This is a genomic window from Rahnella sp. PAMC25559 (assembly GCF_050632365.1).
Classification (GTDB): domain Bacteria; phylum Pseudomonadota; class Gammaproteobacteria; order Enterobacterales; family Enterobacteriaceae; genus Rahnella; species Rahnella rivi.
This window is the reverse complement of sequence record NZ_CP192543.1, coordinates 3,761,535-3,779,476: the sequence shown is the minus strand read 5'-3', so window position 1 is coordinate 3,779,476 and position 17,942 is coordinate 3,761,535. Positions and strand designations below refer to the sequence as shown.

General features: G+C 53.2%; 13 protein-coding genes. 5 read left to right on the top strand and 8 right to left on the bottom strand.

The window, feature by feature from the left end:
• Positions 1-100 precede the first annotated feature (100 nt).
• Together asnS and pncB are read right to left on the bottom strand one after the other, a co-directional pair.
• Positions 101-1,501 (bottom strand): asparagine--tRNA ligase, encoded by a 1,401-nt coding sequence (asnS, locus tag ACQZQY_RS18595; RefSeq protein WP_056769297.1) that lies wholly within the window; start codon positions 1,499-1,501, stop codon positions 101-103.
• Positions 1,502-1,777: 276 nt separating this feature from the next.
• Positions 1,778-2,983, bottom strand: a complete 1,206-nt coding sequence (gene pncB, locus ACQZQY_RS18590) for a nicotinate phosphoribosyltransferase (RefSeq protein ID WP_431296178.1) — start codon at positions 2,981-2,983, stop codon at positions 1,778-1,780.
• A 481-nt stretch (positions 2,984-3,464) separates the two neighbouring features.
• On the opposite strand from pncB, the gene pepN reads away from it, so the two are divergent.
• Positions 3,465-6,080 (top strand): aminopeptidase N, encoded by a 2,616-nt coding sequence (gene pepN / locus ACQZQY_RS18585; protein WP_431296177.1) that lies wholly within the window; start codon positions 3,465-3,467, stop codon positions 6,078-6,080.
• Between the two features lie 85 nt (positions 6,081-6,165).
• Here the strand turns inward: pepN and ssuB are convergent, their stop codons facing one another.
• From ssuB to ssuE, 5 genes are read right to left on the bottom strand one after another with little or no spacing between them, the layout of a single operon-like run.
• On the bottom strand, positions 6,166-6,948 hold the full coding sequence (ssuB, locus tag ACQZQY_RS18580) for an aliphatic sulfonates ABC transporter ATP-binding protein (RefSeq protein ID WP_390972524.1): 783 nt from the start codon (positions 6,946-6,948) through the stop codon (positions 6,166-6,168).
• Positions 6,945-7,736 (bottom strand): aliphatic sulfonate ABC transporter permease SsuC, encoded by a 792-nt coding sequence (gene ssuC / locus ACQZQY_RS18575; protein WP_056769304.1) that lies wholly within the window; start codon positions 7,734-7,736, stop codon positions 6,945-6,947. Before ssuC ends, ssuB begins: the two co-directional genes overlap by 4 nt.
• 11 nt (positions 7,737-7,747) lie before the next feature.
• Positions 7,748-8,902 carry an FMNH2-dependent alkanesulfonate monooxygenase gene (ssuD, locus tag ACQZQY_RS18570; RefSeq protein WP_431296176.1) on the bottom strand — a complete coding sequence of 385 codons (1,155 nt, stop codon included), beginning with the start codon at positions 8,900-8,902 and terminating at the stop codon, positions 7,748-7,750.
• Positions 8,903-8,958: 56 nt separating this feature from the next.
• On the bottom strand, positions 8,959-9,945 hold the full coding sequence (locus tag ACQZQY_RS18565; RefSeq protein ID WP_136375742.1) for a sulfonate ABC transporter substrate-binding protein: 987 nt from the start codon (positions 9,943-9,945) through the stop codon (positions 8,959-8,961).
• Positions 9,946-9,961: 16 nt separating this feature from the next.
• A complete protein-coding gene (gene ssuE, locus ACQZQY_RS18560; protein WP_056769309.1) occupies positions 9,962-10,543 on the bottom strand; it encodes an NADPH-dependent FMN reductase in 582 nt (193 codons plus the stop codon).
• Between the two features lie 312 nt (positions 10,544-10,855).
• Between ssuE and pyrD the strand changes: the two genes are divergently transcribed.
• Positions 10,856-11,866, top strand: coding sequence for a quinone-dependent dihydroorotate dehydrogenase (gene pyrD / locus ACQZQY_RS18555; RefSeq protein WP_056769311.1), 1,011 nt, complete (start codon positions 10,856-10,858; stop codon positions 11,864-11,866).
• 186 nt (positions 11,867-12,052) lie between these two features.
• On the top strand, positions 12,053-12,601 hold the full coding sequence (locus ACQZQY_RS18550; protein WP_217204009.1) for a cell division protein ZapC: 549 nt from the start codon (positions 12,053-12,055) through the stop codon (positions 12,599-12,601).
• Between the two features lie 69 nt (positions 12,602-12,670).
• Here ACQZQY_RS18550 and ACQZQY_RS18545 read toward each other — a convergent pair whose 3' ends face one another.
• Positions 12,671-13,774 carry a YcbX family protein gene (locus ACQZQY_RS18545; protein WP_431296175.1) on the bottom strand — a complete coding sequence of 368 codons (1,104 nt, stop codon included), beginning with the start codon at positions 13,772-13,774 and terminating at the stop codon, positions 12,671-12,673.
• Positions 13,775-13,884: 110 nt separating this feature from the next.
• On the opposite strand from ACQZQY_RS18545, the gene rlmKL reads away from it, so the two are divergent.
• Positions 13,885-16,005, top strand: a complete 2,121-nt coding sequence (gene rlmKL / locus ACQZQY_RS18540; protein WP_122094804.1) for a bifunctional 23S rRNA (guanine(2069)-N(7))-methyltransferase RlmK/23S rRNA (guanine(2445)-N(2))-methyltransferase RlmL — start codon at positions 13,885-13,887, stop codon at positions 16,003-16,005.
• A 5-nt stretch (positions 16,006-16,010) separates the two neighbouring features.
• Positions 16,011-17,915 (top strand): ABC transporter ATP-binding protein, encoded by a 1,905-nt coding sequence (locus ACQZQY_RS18535; protein WP_056769319.1) that lies wholly within the window; start codon positions 16,011-16,013, stop codon positions 17,913-17,915.
• The last annotated feature ends 27 nt before the right edge of the window (positions 17,916-17,942 follow it).

The following is a 17,942-nucleotide window of genomic DNA, read 5'->3' as shown; positions in this document are numbered from 1 at the left end:
GGGAACTTTGTGACGGGGATCTATTTTTAAAAATGACTAAGGCCAGCAATGCTGGCCTTAGTTTTGTAATTATTCTGTAAATTAAAAATAGTTTAATTTATTAGAAGGTTGCATTACGTGGTGTGCGCGGGAACGGAATCACGTCACGAACGTTCTGAACCCCGGTGACATAGGCCACTAAACGTTCAAAGCCTAAACCGAAGCCGGAATGAGGCACAGTGCCGTAACGGCGAAGATCGCGATACCACCAATAATCTTCAGTTTTGAGTCCCATTTCGACCATTCGTGCGTCCAATACGTCCAGACGTTCTTCACGCTGTGAACCGCCGATGATTTCGCCGATACCCGGTGCTAACACGTCCATTGCGGCAACGGTTTTGCCATCATCGTTCAGGCGCATGTAGAAGGACTTGATATCTTTCGGATAGTTTTTCACGACCACTGGAGCTTTGAAATGTTGCTCAGCAAGATAACGTTCATGCTCGGAAGAAAGATCGACACCCCATGAAACTGCGTTTTCGAATTTCTGGCCGCAATTCATTAAGATTTCTACTGCTTCGGTGTAATCCACCTGCGCGAAATCGGAGGTTACAAAACGCTCAAGGCGGGCAACCGCATCTTTGTCTACGCGTTCAGCGAAGAAGGCCATATCGTCTGAACGTTCGTTCAATACTGCCTGGAAAACATATTTGAGCATGTTTTCAGCCAGAGAAGCGATGTCGTCCAGCGTGGCAAATGCCACTTCCGGTTCGACCATCCAGAACTCAGCGAGGTGACGGCTGGTGTTGGAGTTTTCTGCACGGAATGTCGGGCCAAAGGTGTACACCTTGGAGAGTGCGCAAGCGTAAGCTTCGCCATTCAGCTGACCGGATACGGTCAGGAAGGATTCTTTACCAAAGAAGTCTTCGCTGAAGTCGATTTCGCCTTTGTCAGTGCGCGGCAGGTTTTGCAGATCCAGTGTAGATACGCGGAACATCTCACCCGCACCTTCGGTATCGGATGCGGTAATCAGCGGAGTCGACACCCAGAAGTAGCCGTTTTCATGATAGAAACGGTGAATCGCCTGAGACAGGGTGTTACGCACACGAGCCACTGCGCCAATCAGGTTGGTGCGCGGACGCAGGTGAGCCACCTCACGCAGATACTCGATGCTGTGACGTTTCGCTGCCATCGGATAGGTATCAGGGTCATCCACCCAGCCTACAACTTTAATCGCGGTCGCCTGCAGTTCGAAACTCTGGCCTTCGCCAGGGGAGGCCACCACGTTGCCGGTCACTTCAACAGAACAACCGGTCGTCAGGTGCAGAACATCGTCCTGATAATTGGGCAGAGAATTATTGACGACGGCCTGTAATGGATTAAAGCAGGAGCCGTCATAAACGGCGAGGAATGAGATACCAGCTTTAGAATCTCTCCGGGTACGTACCCAACCGCGTACGGTGACTTCACTGTCAACCGCAGCACGGCCTTGCAGTACGTCGACTACAGGCACAACGCTCATAGATTTCTCTCTTTCTTTATATACAGATGTTGATTAAGAAATAATGGACACCCTGTAAAAAGGGATTTTGCTATGTTACTTAGCCTTTCTCAGGACACAAGCAGAAATCATCGTCGCGGGATAAGAATTATCAGGCCGGGCCTGCGATAAACAGAAATTATGGATGGAATGAATGAAAGCCGAGCGAATTAAATATCATCTATATAAAGGAAAGAATGAAGGAGAGGAAAAAAGCAGCAAAACGCCGGATGTTTGCGATCCGGCGTTGGGGGGAGATCAGGAGGCTTTTTTGACCAGAGGCAGATCAAATGCTTTGCGCAGCGCTTTCACGAACGCTTTATCCTGACAAATGGTTTTACCGGGGCTGTCGGATAATTTCGCCACCGGTTTACCATTACATTGCACCAGCTTGATCACAATATTCAGCGGTTTCACACCGGGAATATTACAGGTCAGCCGCGTTCCTATTCCGAAGACCAGATTCACACGCTTGTGGAAATGGCGATATAAATGCAGTGCTTTATCCAGATCGAGATTATCGGAGAACACCAGCGTCTTGGTCATCGGATCAATATCAAGTGCATGATAATGCGCGATAGCCTTTTCACCCCATTCAAACGGATCCCCGGAATCATGGCGCAGGCCCTGATAGGCGTTGGCAAATTTCGGCCCGAAATCCCGCAAAAAGGCATCCATCGTAATGCAGTCGGTGAGGGCGATGCCGAGTTGGTCAGGATATTCATCCAGCCAGGCCTGCAACGCAGCCCGCTGGCTGTTGGCCAGCACCGGGCTTATCTGCTGATGCGCCTGGAACCATTCATGCGCCTGCGTACCGACCGGCGCCAGTTGCAATTTGTGGGCGACATCGTAATTGCTGGTGCCGACCAGGTAGGGGAATTCGTTTTTGAGGGTACTGACAATGGCTTCCTGCACCTCACCTGAAAAACGACGGCGTGTACCGAAATCCATCAGACGGAAAGCGGAAAGATCAACATCAGCGGCTTGTTCATTAAAGCTGGCCAGATTCATGCGCAGTTGTTCCACGGCTATCCCGGCGGTGATCTGCGGTGAACGATGACGATGCACCACTTCGCTGATCACGGCCAGCAGGGGCACTTCCCACATGATCACTTCGCGCCATGGCCCTTCGATGCGCACATGCAGATGCCCGTCGCGGTCAGAAACCGTGACATGTTGCGGATTATAGCGGAACGTTTTCAGCCAGCTGAGGTAGTCCTGCGTGAAGAACGGCAGCCCGGAGAGATAAGTAAACTCATCGTCTGTCAGCGCCAGTTCGCTCATCAACTGGATTTGCTGACGGATGTCGTCGGCGTATTCGCCCAGCAGTTCATCGCCACGGCATCGGAATTCGGCCACCACGTTGATATGATGATAGCGATGGAAAACCGCTTGCTGCATATGAAGCTTGTAGGCATCGGTATCTAACAGCGAAGTCAAAATCGGGGAGGCGTATGGAGTCATAGCGCTTTACAGCATCCTCGTCAGAAACTGAGTGTTTGAACATAAACAACCGTTCCGTAAAAAAACGTTCTGAATAAAACAGCAAAAGTCTGTGAAGTATACCGTAATATCCCGCTAAAGAACCCACATCACATCATAATTGTCCGCGATCGGTCGAGGCTTAAATGTGCTCACAGGCGGCCTGAAAGGCTGTTTACGCCATTCTTCGCAATAAATAAGGCACAAATTGATTACATTCTTGCGCGCAAATCCGGGTTCTTTCCCTTCACTTTGTGGAAAACTCTGTGTTTTGGTTGAAAGGTGCGCATACGAACTCACAACCTTGCAACAATCTGGGATTTCCTGATGCCTGTGTTAGAGTTTAGAGAGAAAGCTGAAGGTCGTTTCAGGTTCTGTGCAGCCGTGTGCTGATGACAGGAACCTCCCTTCATCGCCATAAATTGTCATCATCCTTAACTATGAAAACGCTAAAAGGTTTTTTATGACTCAACTGCCGCAAGCCAAGTTTCGCCACGATTACCGTGCGCCGGACTTTACGATCACGGATATCGACCTTAATTTCGAACTTGATGCACAGAAGACGTTGGTGACCGCAGTCAGCCAGATCAAACGTCTTGGTGCCGAGGGCGCTTCCCTGGTGCTCAATGGTGAAGATCTGACGCTGATCAGCCTGAAAATTAACGGTCAGGACTGGCCGAAGTATCAGCTGCAGGAAGGTGCGCTGGCGATCGACGGCCTGCCGGAAGCGTTTGAACTGACCATCGTCAACGAAATTCATCCGGCGAAAAACACCGCGCTGGAAGGGTTGTACCTGTCGGGTGAAGCGCTGTGTACTCAGTGCGAAGCTGAAGGCTTCCGCCACATTACCTATTATCTTGACCGTCCGGATGTGCTGGCGCGTTTCTCGACCCGCATCGTGGCCGATAAAGCCCGTTATCCGTTCCTGCTGTCGAACGGAAACCGTATCGACCAGGGAGAACTGGAAGGCGGTAAACATTGGATCAAATGGCAGGATCCGTTCCCGAAACCTTGCTACCTGTTTGCGCTGGTGGCCGGTGATTTCGACGTTCTGCGTGACACGTTTAAAACCCGTTCAGGCCGTGATGTGGCGCTGGAATTGTTCGTCGACCGTGGCAATCTGGATCGTGCCGGCTGGGCGATGGAATCCCTGAAACAATCGATGAAATGGGACGAAACCCGTTTCAATCTGGAATACGACCTCGACATCTTCATGATTGTCGCCGTTGATTTCTTCAACATGGGCGCAATGGAAAACAAAGGCCTTAACGTCTTTAACTCCAAATATGTGCTGGCGAAAGCCGAAACCGCCACCGACAAAGATTATCTGGGTATCGAAGCGGTGATCGGCCACGAATACTTCCATAACTGGACCGGTAACCGCGTGACCTGTCGCGACTGGTTCCAGCTGAGCCTGAAAGAAGGCCTGACAGTTTTCCGTGATCAGGAATTCAGCTCAGATCTCGGTTCGCGCTCGGTCAACCGTATTGATAACGTCCGCGTTATGCGTGCAGCACAGTTCTCGGAAGATGCCAGCCCGATGGCGCACCCGATCCGTCCCGATAAAGTCATTGAGATGAATAACTTCTACACCCTGACAGTGTATGAGAAAGGGTCTGAAGTCATCCGTATGCTGCATACGCTGCTTGGCGAAGAGAAATTCCAGGCCGGCATCCAGCTCTATTTCGAACGCCATGACGGCAGCGCGGCGACCTGTGACGATTTCGTACAGGCCATGGAAGATGCCTCCAATGTGGATTTATCGCTTTTCCGCCGCTGGTACAGCCAGTCTGGTACGCCGGTACTGACCGTGCGTGACGACTATGATGTGGAAAAACAGCAGTACACCCTGACCGTCAGCCAGAAAACGCCGCCGACGCCAGATCAGACTGAAAAGCTGCCATTGCATATTCCTCTGGACATCGAATTGTACGATCCGCAGGGCAACGTGATTGCGCTGAAACAAAATGGTCAGACTGTCAGCAACGTCCTCAATGTCACTGAAGCTGAGCAGACGTTTGTGTTCGACGACGTCGAAGCGCCACCGGTGCCTTCTCTGTTACGTGAATTCTCCGCGCCAGTGAAACTTGATTACAAGTGGGGCGATCATCAGCTGACTTTCCTGATGAAACACGCACGCAACGATTTCGCCCGCTGGGATGCGGCGCAAAGCCTGCTGGCGATCTACATCAAACTGAACGTCGCGCGTCACCAGCAGAAACAACCGCTGTCGTTGCCGCTGCACGTTGCTGACGCATTCCGCGCAGTGCTGCTGGATGAGAGCATCGACCCGGGGCTGGCGGCGCAGATCCTTACGCTGCCGACGGATAACGAAATCGCAGAGTTGTTTGAGATTATCGATCCCGAAGCGATCAGCGCCGTGCATGAAGCCATTACCCGTTGCCTGGCAACTGAAATGGCCGATGAGTTCCTGGCGGTTTACAACGCTAACCGTCTGCCAGCCTACCGCGTGGTGCACGAGGATATCGGTAAACGTACCCTGCGTAACACCTGCCTGCGTTATCTGGCCTTCGCCGATGTGACGCTGGCCGATCAGCTGGTGAAAACCCAGTTCGAACAGGCCGACAACATGACCGATTCTCTGGCGGCGATGTCGGCTGCTGTGTCGGCTCAGTTGCCTTGCCGTGAAGCGCTGATGGCGGCGTACGATGAGCGCTGGCACCACGACGGACTGGTGATGGATAAATGGTTTATCCTGCAAGCGACCAGCCCGTCTGCGGATGTTCTGCAAAAAGTGCGTTCACTGCTTAACCACCGTTCATTCAGCATGGGCAACCCGAACCGTGTGCGTTCTTTAGTCGGTGCCTTCGCGTCTGCAAACCCTTCAGCGTTCCACGCTGCCGACGGCAGCGGTTATCAGTTCCTGACCGAAATGCTGACCGATTTGAATACGCGTAACCCGCAGGTGGCGGCACGCATGATTGAACCGCTGATCCGCCTGAAGCGTTATGACGCAGGCCGTCAGGCGCAAATGCGCAAGGCGCTGGAACAGCTGAAAGGACTGGAAAATCTGTCCGGTGATTTGTTCGAGAAAATTACCAAAGCGTTAGATGCTTAATCACCGTTAACGGTAAATAGCGGGAATGCAAAAGGGCGATGGAAACATCGCCCTTTTTTCATTGTGAATTCACAGAATGCCAGGATCAGTGTTGTGCACGTTTTGCCTGCGGCGTCACGGTTTGCTGAGATTGCGGCGTCAGTACGCGTTCCAGCACTTCGGCTTCCAGTTCAGCCAGTTTCGCCGAGCCTTTACGGCGCGGGCGTGGCAAATCCACCGTCAAATCCAGACCAATCTGCCCCTGGTCGATCAGGATCACCCGGTCTGCGACCGTCACTGCTTCACTGACATCATGGGTCACCAGCAGCACGGTGAAATCATGTTGCTGCCACAGTCGTTCGATCAGACTTTGCATTTCGATGCGCGTCAGGGCATCCAGTGCGCCCAGCGGTTCGTCGAGCAACAGCAGGCGTGGGCGATGAATCAATGCACGTGCCAGCGCCACCCGCTGTTTTTGTCCACCCGACAGCGCCGAGGGCCATTCGTCTGCGCGATCGGCCAGCCCGACTTCTTCCAGGGCCGCCAGCGCCGCATCGCGCCATTTGCCTTTTAAGCCTAAGCCAACGTTATCAATCACTCGCTTCCACGGCAGCAGGCGGTCGTCCTGAAACATCAGACGGGTGTCGTCACGCACCTGACTGAGCGGGGCGCTGGCGCTGAGCAGTTCGCCCTGCGTGGTTTTTTCCAGTCCGGCCAGAAGACGCAACAGCGTACTTTTTCCGCAACCGCTGCGGCCCACCACCGCCACAAACTGGCCGGGAGGAATACGCAGGTTGATGTCATTGAGCACGGTGCGGGTGCCGTATTTTTTGGTGATGCCAGACAACGTGACCGGCGTGCCTTGCGGTATGCGTGCAGGTGCGCTCATGCGGCGTCTCCTTGTTTTTTCTGATAAGCGGGGTGCCAGCGCAACCAGACACTTTCCAGCTGACGGGCCAGAATATCGGCGAGTTTGCCGAGGATGGCATAAAGTACGATGGCGACGACCACAACGTCAGTTTGCAAAAATTCGCGCGCATTCATTGCCAGATAGCCGATGCCTGAGTTAGCAGAAATCGTTTCGGCGACAATCAGCGTCAGCCACATGAAACCCAGCGCAAAGCGCACACCGACCATAATGGACGGCAGTGCGCCCGGTAAAACCACCTGAATAAACAGCGGAAAACCGGACAACCCATAGCTGCGGGACATCTCCAGTAAACCACGGTCAATATTGCGGATGCCGTGATAGGTATTGAGATAGATCGGGAACAGCGTACCCAGTGCCACCAGGAAAATTTTGGCGGTTTCGTCGATGCCGAACCATAAAATCACCAGCGGGATCAGCGCCAGATGGGGAATGTTGCGCAGCATTTGCAGTGAACTGTCGAGCAGACGCTCGCCCCAGCGGGAGAGTCCGGTAATAAAGCCGAGCAGTAAACCCAGGCTGCCGCCAATGGCGAAACCGGTCAGTGCGCGAAACGTACTGATCTTCAGGTTTTGCCAAAGATCGCCGCTTTTCGCTAAGGTCCAGAAGGCTTCGACCACGGCGCTGGGCGCCGGAAGGATGCGGTTGGATAACCAGCCCGCCTCGACTGCCACCTGCCAGCCTCCGATCAGCACCACCGGCACAATCCACGGCAAAATACGGTGCAGCCAGCGTTGTGATGCGTTCATGTCCGTTCTCCTTAATGCTGACGGGTGACGCTTTTATTGGCAAAGTCGTGAGCGACCAGTTCACCACGCGGCAAAATGGCTTTCTTCACCACGCTCTCGTCTTCCGGTTTCGCCAGATCCAGATGCGGGAACAGCAGTTCGCTGACGCGGTACGCTTCTTCCAGATGCGGATAGCCGGAGAAAATAAAGGTGTCGATGCCCAGATCGGCATATTCCTGCATCCGCGCCGCAACGGTCGGACCGTCACCGACCAGCGCAGTGCCTGCACCGGTACGCACCAGACCAATACCGGCCCAAAGATTCGGATAAATTTCCAGTTTATTGCGATCGCCGCCGTGCAAAGCCGCCATGCGGTGCTGGCCGACGGAGTCGGTTTTGGCAAACGCGGCCTGCGCGCGTTGAATGGTTTCATCATCAACGTTTGCGATCAGCTTGTCGGCGGCGCGCCACGCTTCCTCATTGGTTTCGCGCACAATCACATGCAGACGAATGCCGAAACGCACCGTGCGGCCTTTTGCGGCGGCCTTTGCGCGCACCTGCTCGATTTTCTCTTTCACTAACGCCGGCGGCTCGCCCCAGGTCAGGTACAGTTCCACCTGTTCTGCGGCCAGATCCTGCGCTTCGTCAGAAGAACCGCCGAAATACAACGGCGGGCGAGGGTACTGAACCGGCGGGTGCATCAGGCTCGCGCCTTTTACCTGAATATGTTTGCCTTCGTAATCCACCGTTTCGCCTTCCAGCACACGACGCCAGATGCGGGTGAATTCTGCCGAGGCTTCATAACGTTCTTTGTGATTGAGGTGCAGACCTTCGGCGGCCAGCTCGGCCGGGTCGCCTCCGGTAACCAGATTAAACAGCGCCCGGCCGCCGGAAAGCCGGTCAAGCGTCGCTGCCTGACGGGCGGCCAGTGTCGGGGAAATAATGCCTGGACGCAGCGCCACCAGGAATTTCAGGCGTTGTGTGACAGAAATCAGTGAAGCAGCCACTAACCATGAGTCTTCGCAGGAACGGCCGGTCGGCAGTAATACGCCGCCGAAACCGAGGCGGTCAGCCGCTTGCGCAATTTGTTGCAAATAACCGTGATCAACGACGCGTGCACCTTCTTCCGTGCCTAAGTAGCGACCGTCACCGTGGGTAGGTAAAAACCAGAATACGTTGATACTCATGGGTTACTCCTCTCTCGTTTGTTTCCGCTCGTGATGGCGGTTAAGTCGTCAGATAATTAATTAGCCTGAACGGTCGGTTTCCAGATGCGGTCTTTGATCTCGACCTGCTTAGGCAAAATGTGATTCTCATAGAACAGATCGGCGGTCTGCTGCTGGCGCTTTTCTGTTTCAGCGCTGACCGGCGTAATCGGCAGATCCGGCAGATGATCCAGATATGACGCAACGACTTTTTCGGGCAGTCCCATCGACTGGGAAAGCAGTTTGATACTTTGCTCACGATCGGTTTTGGTCAGCGCATTCGCCTGCGTTAACACCGTCAGAACCTGTTGAATAAACTGCGGATTGGCTTCGGTATATTTCTTGGGTGCCAGATAGAACGAACCGGTCTGATGCAATGAGGAACCATCGGTCAGCACCCGGACATTTCCCTGTACCTGTGCGGCAGAATAATAGGGATCCCAGATGGCCCAGGCATCCACGTCATGTTGCTGGAAGGCAGCGCGGGCATCGGCTGGCGTCAGGTATACCGGCTGAATATCACTGAGTTTTAGCCCGGCCTGTTGCAGGGCGCGGATCAGCAAATTATGCGAGCTGGAGCCTTTCTGAAACGCCACTTTGTGACCTTTCAGATCGGCGACGCTTTTGATCGGGCTGTTTTCATCAACCAGAATAACTTCGGCTTTCGGCTTCGGCGGTTCCGAACCGATATAGAGCAAATCGGCACCCGCCGCCTGAGCGAACAACGGGGGGAGATCACCGGTGCCGCCTAAATCGATACTGCCGACGTTAAGGGCTTCCAGAATTTGCGGCCCGGCCGGGAACTCAATCCAGGTGATTTTGGTATTCGGAAAACGTGTTTCCAGTAATTTGTGCGATTTTGCCAGCACCAGACCAACCGAGCCTTTCTGATAGGCGATGCGAAGTTGTTCCGGCGCCTTTTCGTCAGCCACCGCGTGACCGCTGAGGAGCAGGCTGGTGAGCAGGCTGGCGACCACCGGCAGACGGCGAAGAGACGATAAAGAGAACGAAAATGACGCAGTCATGGCGAATTCCTTTTTGTCAGACGCGCAGAACTTGCGCTGAAAGAGAGGCTGCGGGCGTGGCAACCGGACGGCGGCGGCTGAGTGCCAGATAGAAGTTTTCCAGCGATTCGTTAAGACGCTCGGCCAGTGCCGGGTCCAGCGTGGCCGGGAACGTTTGATAATCAGTGATCAGGCTGTCATCGGCGAAAACACCTTGCAGAACTTCCTGCGCTTTCAGCGAAGCGAGCACCGGTTTGAGTGCGTAATCCACCGCCAGCATGTGGCCGATGGAACCCGCCGTGGCCAGGGGCAGAACGACTTTGTGATCCAGTGCGCGTTCCGGCAGCAGATCCAGCAGCGTTTTTAACGCACCTGAAAACGACGCTTTATAGACCGGCGTCGCGACAATCAAGCCATCTGCACTTGCCAGCTCGGCAATCAGTTGTTTCAGCTGCGGGCTGGAGAAATTTGCAAACAGCAGGTCATCGGCGGAAAAATCCTGAAGATTGTAGGTGAAGACCTCCACGCCACGGCTCGCCAGCCACTGGTGACTCAGCGCCAGCAGGGAAGAAGAGCGGGAGGGTTGTCGCGGGCTGCCTGCCAGAGTTATAACGCGCATCTCTATTCCTTATAACAAATAGTTATAGAACCATTATTTTCATTAACAAAGTGAAATTAACGTAACAGGCAGAGGCGGCGGAGCGGAAATCTCAATTTTGGCTATCAATAGTCGCAAAACGGATAAAGCGCCCTCAGCGGGAGGGGCACCCTTGGGCAGGAACGGAGGAAAACGTGAATCAGAAGTAAATAAAAAGTAATCGTTTGCGCGCGTGGGCATTTATTACTGCAATTGGCCGGTTATCGTTTCCAATTGACCGGCGGTTAGTCGATAATACTGCCCCGTCTAGCCACCGGGAATCCAGGAGTCTCCATGTATTATCCTCTTGTCAGGAAAGCACTGTTTCAGCTCAATCCAGAGCGCGCCCACGAGTTAACCTTTCGTCAGCTGAGCCGTATTTCCGGCACACCCCTTGAATTTTTGATCCGCCAGTCAGTACCGACGAAACCGGTGAACTGTATGGGGCTGTCTTTTAAAAACCCGTTAGGGCTTGCCGCCGGTCTTGATAAAGATGGCGAATGTATTGATGCGTTTGGTGCCATGGGCTTTGGATTTATTGAGGTCGGAACCGTTACCCCGCGTGCGCAGGACGGCAATGATAAACCGCGTTTATTCCGTATAGTGGAAGCGGAAGGCCTGATTAACCGCATGGGCTTTAATAACCACGGTGTTGATAATCTGGTCAATAACGTCAAAAAATCCCATTTTGGCGGCATCATCGGCATTAATATCGGTAAGAATAAAGATACGCCGGTCGAGCAGGGCAAAGACGATTATCTGACCTGTATGGAGAAGGTATATCCGTATGCGGGCTATATCGCCGTGAATATTTCATCCCCCAACACACCGGGATTACGTTCGCTGCAATACGGCGAAGCGCTGGATGATTTACTGGCAGCGATCAAGAATAAACAGCTCGAACTCCAACAGCGTCATCAGAAATATGTTCCTGTTGCCGTGAAGATCGCGCCCGATCTTTCTCAGGAAGAATTGATCCAAATAGCTGACAGTCTGGTGCGTCATAATATGGATGGCGTAATTGCGACTAACACCACGCTCGATCGTAAACTCGTTCAGGGGCTTAATTATTGTGAGCAGGTCGGTGGCCTCAGCGGGCGTCCGGTGCAGCTTCGCAGTACAGAAATCATCCGCATGTTGTCGAATGAATTACAAGGTCGTCTGCCTATTATTGGCGTGGGCGGGATTGATTCATTAACCGCTGCGCGTGAAAAGATGGCTGCCGGGTCATCCTTAATTCAAATCTATTCCGGATTTATCTTCAAAGGCCCTGGTCTGATCAAAGATATTGTTACCCACATCTAATATTTTTCTTCCTCATGACGAGTCAGGGGTTTATTTATTAACCCGGCTCGTCTATATTTTGTCCACTGAGTTTAATTCAGGCTCAGGATTTGTCTGATTTCTTTTCATTATAAAAAAATCTATTCTTATCGGGATAGCAGGTAATGAAGTCAGATTGCGGGCATTGAGGGTGAACAGGATGATGAAATGAAAATCAAACCAGATGATAATTGGCGTTGGTATTTTGATGCTGAACATGACCGACTGATGTTGGATCTCGCCAATGGCATGATTTTCCGTTCCCGTTTTCCGGCTAAAATGCTCACGCCTGATGCTTTTGGCGAAATGACTTTTTGCGTCGATGATGCGGCGCTGTATTTCGATTTCGAAGAACAATGTAAACAGATTAAACTCGGGGCAGAGCAGCGCGCCGAATTAGTATTAAATGCTCTGGTCGCTTTTCGTTTTTTAAAGCCGCTGATGCCCAAGAGCTGGCATTTCAGTCAGCAGGTGCGTCCGTTCCAGCCGGGTAACGGCCAGCTTGCACAAGTGCAGGTGATGGAAAGCGGCGAACAGGCCACGCTGCTGATTGTTGAATCAGGCGATAATGCGAGCTTGTGCTTACTGGCGCAGGAAAGGCTGACAGTGGCAGGGCGCGGCATGGTGCTGGGGGATGCGATTAAAATCATGCATGACCGGCTGATGCCCGCAACGATCAGAACCAGCAGCCGCGATGTGTATGACCAGGCGGTGTAATCCTTTATCAGCGACGCTCTGATAAAACCGCCTGTTCTTGCCGATCTCAAATTTCCGAACTCTACAATTCTAGCTGAGCACGATATCCGAGGCCGGAATACAACTGCACGCCAGAATCGTCCCGTCTTTACCTACCGCACTTTCTTTCAGCGGTGACACCTGCCCGTCTTTCAACGTCATTTTACAGGCTCCGCAAATTCCCGCCCTGCATGAATAAGGGATGCGTAACCCCTGTAACTCCAGCTGTTCGAGTAAAATCTGCTGATTGTTGCCGGTAAATTCGGTGACCTGATAATTAATGGTCAGAGTCTGTGCGCTGTTTTTAGGCGCTTCAACACTTTCAATCACTTGACCCGCGCCGTAAGGGCGGGGCGGTTTAGTCGTCAGGACCTGCACGTTGTCACCGGCGCGGATCACGCCGGAATTGCGGGCAATCATGTTCTGGCCGAAATCCACATCGCCGTCGCTGGCCGTACGGTAGCTTTGCAGGGTTTTCAGCGGCTCCCCGCCCGGATGTTTTCGCCCTCGCTCAATACTGACGGTCGTGAAAATACAGCGGCTGCAAGGTTTCACCAGATCGAAGATCACTTCGCCGATACGGATCGTCTGCCACGTGTCCTCGGCGTAAGCTTCTGCGCCGCTCACAACGATATTAGGGCGGAACTGCTCCGTTCTGACGCCACCCGGACAGCGACGTTGTAAATCCTGCATCGAAGCTTCATTGATCAGTAAATACGGGAATCCGTCGGCAAACGAAAGCGGCACTTCAGGATGTTTTTTGACCCGGCGGGTCGGTTCGTCACCTACCCAGCGCAACTGGACGTCGCGCTTTAAATAACCACTCAACCAGCGATTTACCGGTGCTGGCGCGATGAGTGAGGTAAACTGATTGCCCCAGACTTCTGTCGGCTGATTCTGGCCGTTGAATTCACTGAATTTGACGCGGATGCCCTCACCTTCCGGCGGGACAATCATCAGGCCATCGGGTAACAGAACCGGGGTGAACAACACCAGACTCGGATACTGGCGGGCGGTAATAAACATGCCCTGAGGGTCGGTCAGCATAAACTGGCGATCAAACGCCAGACCCGTTGCGGTGACCAGCGAATGAGACACTTGCAGGCCACGCATGGATTTTATCGGGTGAACAAATAAACGTGAAAGAATGGGCACTTAACATCGCCTCTCTGATTTTCGATCTTAAAAGAGAACCAGAGACTTTATGACAAGCGCCCCGGATTAGCTATAATGCGCAACAATTTTATTTTTGGTGATATGTCGATATGAACTCTTTGTTTGCCAGCACGGCGCGTGGACTGGAAGAACTGTTAAAAAGCGAACTGGAAACGCTGGGTGCGCAAGCCTGCAAAGTTGTGCAGGGAGGGGTGCATTTTGAAGGTGACGATCGCCTGATGTATAAAAGCTTGCTGTGGAGCCGCCTGGCTTCGCGCATCCTGCTGCCTCTGAACGAATTTAAAGTCCACAGTGACTTAGATCTTTATCTTGGCGTGATGGCCATCGACTGGCCTGAAATTTTCAGCGTTGATAAAACCTTCGCGGTGCATTTCAGCGGCCTGAACGACGAAATCCGCAACAGTCAGTACGGTGCGCTGAAAGTGAAAGACGCCATCGTTGACAGCTTTACCCGCAAAATGGATGAACGTCCGAATGTGGCTAAGCAGTTGCCTGACATCCGCGTAAACGTATTTCTGCAACGTGATACCGCCAGCGTCGCGCTGGATCTGAGCGGCGAAGGCCTGCATCAGCGTGGCTACCGTGACCTTGCCGGTCAGGCACCGTTGAAAGAAAATCTGGCTGCCGCTATCGTGATGCGCTCCGGCTGGCAGTCGGGCACGCCGATGCTGGATCCGATGTGTGGTTCAGGCACCTTGCTGATTGAAGCCGCAATGATCGCCGCCGATCGTGCACCGGGTCTGCACCGTCCACACTGGGGTTTCACCGGATGGAACAAATTCGATACCGAGCTGTGGCGTGAACTGACAACGGAAGCGCAGGTTCGTACCCGCCGCGCCGTGCAGGAAACGTCCTCTCGTTTCTTCGGTTCTGATATCGACCGCCGTGTGATCGAGATGGCGCGCTCCAACGCCCGTCGCGCCGGTGTGTCAGAAATTATCAGCTTCGAAGCGGCTGAAGTGGGCAAACTGGTTAATCCGTTGCCTGAAGGCCCGACCGGTACTGTCATCAGTAACCCGCCATACGGCGAGCGTCTGGAAAGTGAACCGGCGCTGATTGCCTTGCATAATCAGCTGGGCCGCATCATGAAGATGCAGTTTGGCGGCTGGCAGTTGTCCCTGTTCAGCGCATCGCCTGAGCTGCTGAGCTGTGTGCAGTTGCGCGCCGATCGCCAGTTCAAAGCGAAGAACGGCCCGCTGGAATGCGTGCAGAAAAACTATCAGTTGTCGGAAAACCCAACCGGTGCTGCAGGCGTGCAGATGGCAGAAGACTATGCAAACCGTCTGCGTAAGAACGTCAAAAAGCTGGAAAAATGGGCCAAACAGCAGGGGATCGAATGCTATCGCCTGTATGACGCTGATTTGCCGGATTACAACGTGGCGGTTGACCGCTACGGCAGTAAAGTCGTGGTGCAGGAATACGCGCCACCAAAAACCGTGGATGCGCAAAAAGCCCGTCAGCGTCTGTTCGACGTGATCAACGCTACGCTCGCGGTGCTGGATGTTTCCTCCAGCCAACTGGTGTTGAAAACCCGTGAACGTCAGAAGGGCACTAACCAGTATGAGAAACTCGCTCAAAAGGGTGAGTTCCAGCTGGTAGAAGAATTTAACGCTAAGCTGTGGGTGAACCTGACCGATTATCTCGACACAGGTCTGTTCCTCGATCACCGCATCGCGCGCAAAATGCTGGGCGAAATGAGCAACGGTAAAGACTTCCTGAACCTGTTTGCTTATACCGGAACGGCCAGTGTTCATGCAGGTCTGGGCGGCGCACGCAGTACGACTACCGTAGATATGTCCCGAACCTATCTGGAGTGGGCCGAGAAAAACCTGCGCGTTAATGGCCTGACCGGTCGTCAGCATCGCCTGATTCAGGCGGATTGCCTGTCCTATCTCGGCATGTGCGACGAACAGTTCGATGTGATCTTTATCGATCCGCCGACATTCTCAAACTCCAAACGTATGGCTGAAAGTTTCGACGTGCAGCGCGATCATCTTTCATTAATGAAAGATTTGAAGCGTATCCTGCGTCGCAACGGTACCATCATGTTCTCCAACAACAAGCGCGGCTTCCAGATGGATCTCGACGGACTGAGCAAACTGGGTCTGAGCGCGAAAGAAATCACCAGCCAAACCCTGTCACAGGATTTCGCCCGTAATCGTCAAATTCATAACTGCTGGCTGCTCTCTCACGCTGGCGAGGAAAAATAAAGTTTATGTCGTTAATTAGTATGTCAGGTGCCTGGCTGTCATTCAGTGACTCGCCGCTGTTGGATAACACCGAATTGCACATCGAGCCGAACGAGCGCGTGTGTCTGGTTGGACGTAACGGCGCCGGTAAATCGACGCTGATGAAAATTCTCAACCGTGAAGTGCCGCTGGATGACGGGCGCATCGTGTACGAGCAGGATTTGATTGTGGCGCGTCTGCAACAGGATCCACCGCGTAACGTTGCCGGTACCGTATTTGACTTCGTCTCTGAAGGCGTCTTCGAGCAAGCCGAACATCTGAAGGCGTATCACGCTATTTCGCATCTGGTCGAAACCGATCCGAGCGAAAAGAACCTGAACAAACTGGCGCAGGTGATGGAGATCCTCGATCACCAGGGGCTGTGGCAGCTCGACAGCCGTATCAACGAAGTGCTCTTGAAACTGGGTCTGGATGCTGACACTGAACTGAAAGCGCTGTCTGGCGGCTGGCTGCGTAAAGCCGCGCTGGGACGTGCGCTGGTCAGCGCTCCCCAGATTTTGTTGCTCGATGAACCGACTAACCACCTGGATATCGAAAGTATCGCGTGGCTGGAAGAGTTCCTGAAAGAATTCCAGGGCAGCATAATCTTCATTTCCCATGACCGTTCTTTCATCCGCAATATGGCGACCCGCATTGTCGATCTCGACCGCGGCAAACTGGTTTCCTACCCGGGTAACTACGAAGCTTATCTGCTGGCGAAAGAAGAAGCGCTGCGCGTTGAAGAGCTGCAAAATGCCGAGTTTGATAAAAAACTGGCGCAGGAAGAAGTGTGGATCCGTCAGGGTATCAAAGCCCGACGTACCCGTAACGAAGGCCGCGTACGCGCGCTGAAAGCCCTGCGTAAAGAGCGCTCCGATCGCCGTGAAGTGATGGGCACCGCCAAAATGCAGGTGGTTGAAGCCGCAAGCTCCGGCAAGATCGTCTTTGAAATGGAAGACGTTAACTACAGCGTGGCCGGTAAACAACTGGTCAGCAACTTCTCGGCTCAGGTGATGCGCGGCGATAAAATTGCGCTGATCGGTCCGAACGGCTGTGGCAAAACGACGCTGCTGAAACTGATGTTAAGCCAGATTAAGGCTGACAGTGGCCGTGTTCACTGCGGTACCAAGCTGGAAGTCGCATATTTCGATCAGCACCGTGCCGAGCTGGATCCTGAACGTACCGTGATGGATAACCTCGCAGAAGGTAAGCAGGAAGTGATGGTCAATGGCCGCTCACGCCATGTTCTGGGCTACCTGCAGGACTTCCTGTTCCATCCAAAACGTGCAATGACCCCGGTGAAAGCACTCTCGGGCGGCGAACGTAACCGTCTGCTGCTGGCAAAATTGTTCCTGCGCCCAAGCAACCTGTTGATTCTCGATGAACCAACCAATGACCTGGATGTGGAAACTCTCGAGCTGCTGGAAGAGATGATCGATTCCTATCAGGGCACCGTAATGCTGGTGAGCCATGACCGTGAATTTGTTGATAACTCGGCCACTGAATGCTGGATTTACGAAGGCAACGGCGTGATCAACAGCTATGTCGGCGGTTACCATGACGCGCAGCATCAACGCCGTCATCAGAAGCCAATCCGTCAGGTTGCGGCAGCTGAAAACAAAGCACCTGCGCAGCCGAAAGCAGAACAGGCCAAACGCACGGCGAACAAGCTCAGCTATAATCAACAACGTGAGCTTGAACAATTGCCACTGCAAATCAGCACACTGGAAGAAAAAATTGAAGCACTGCAACAGCAGATGAGCGATGCGAATTTCTTCACACTTCCTCATGAAGAAACTCAGCAAGTGCTTGCGGCTTTCGCTGCTGCAGAGCAGGAGTTAGAGCAGGCGTTCGAACGTTGGGAAGCGCTGGAAGCGCAGAAAAACGGCTAACACTGCACGCTTATCGGCAACCGGCTA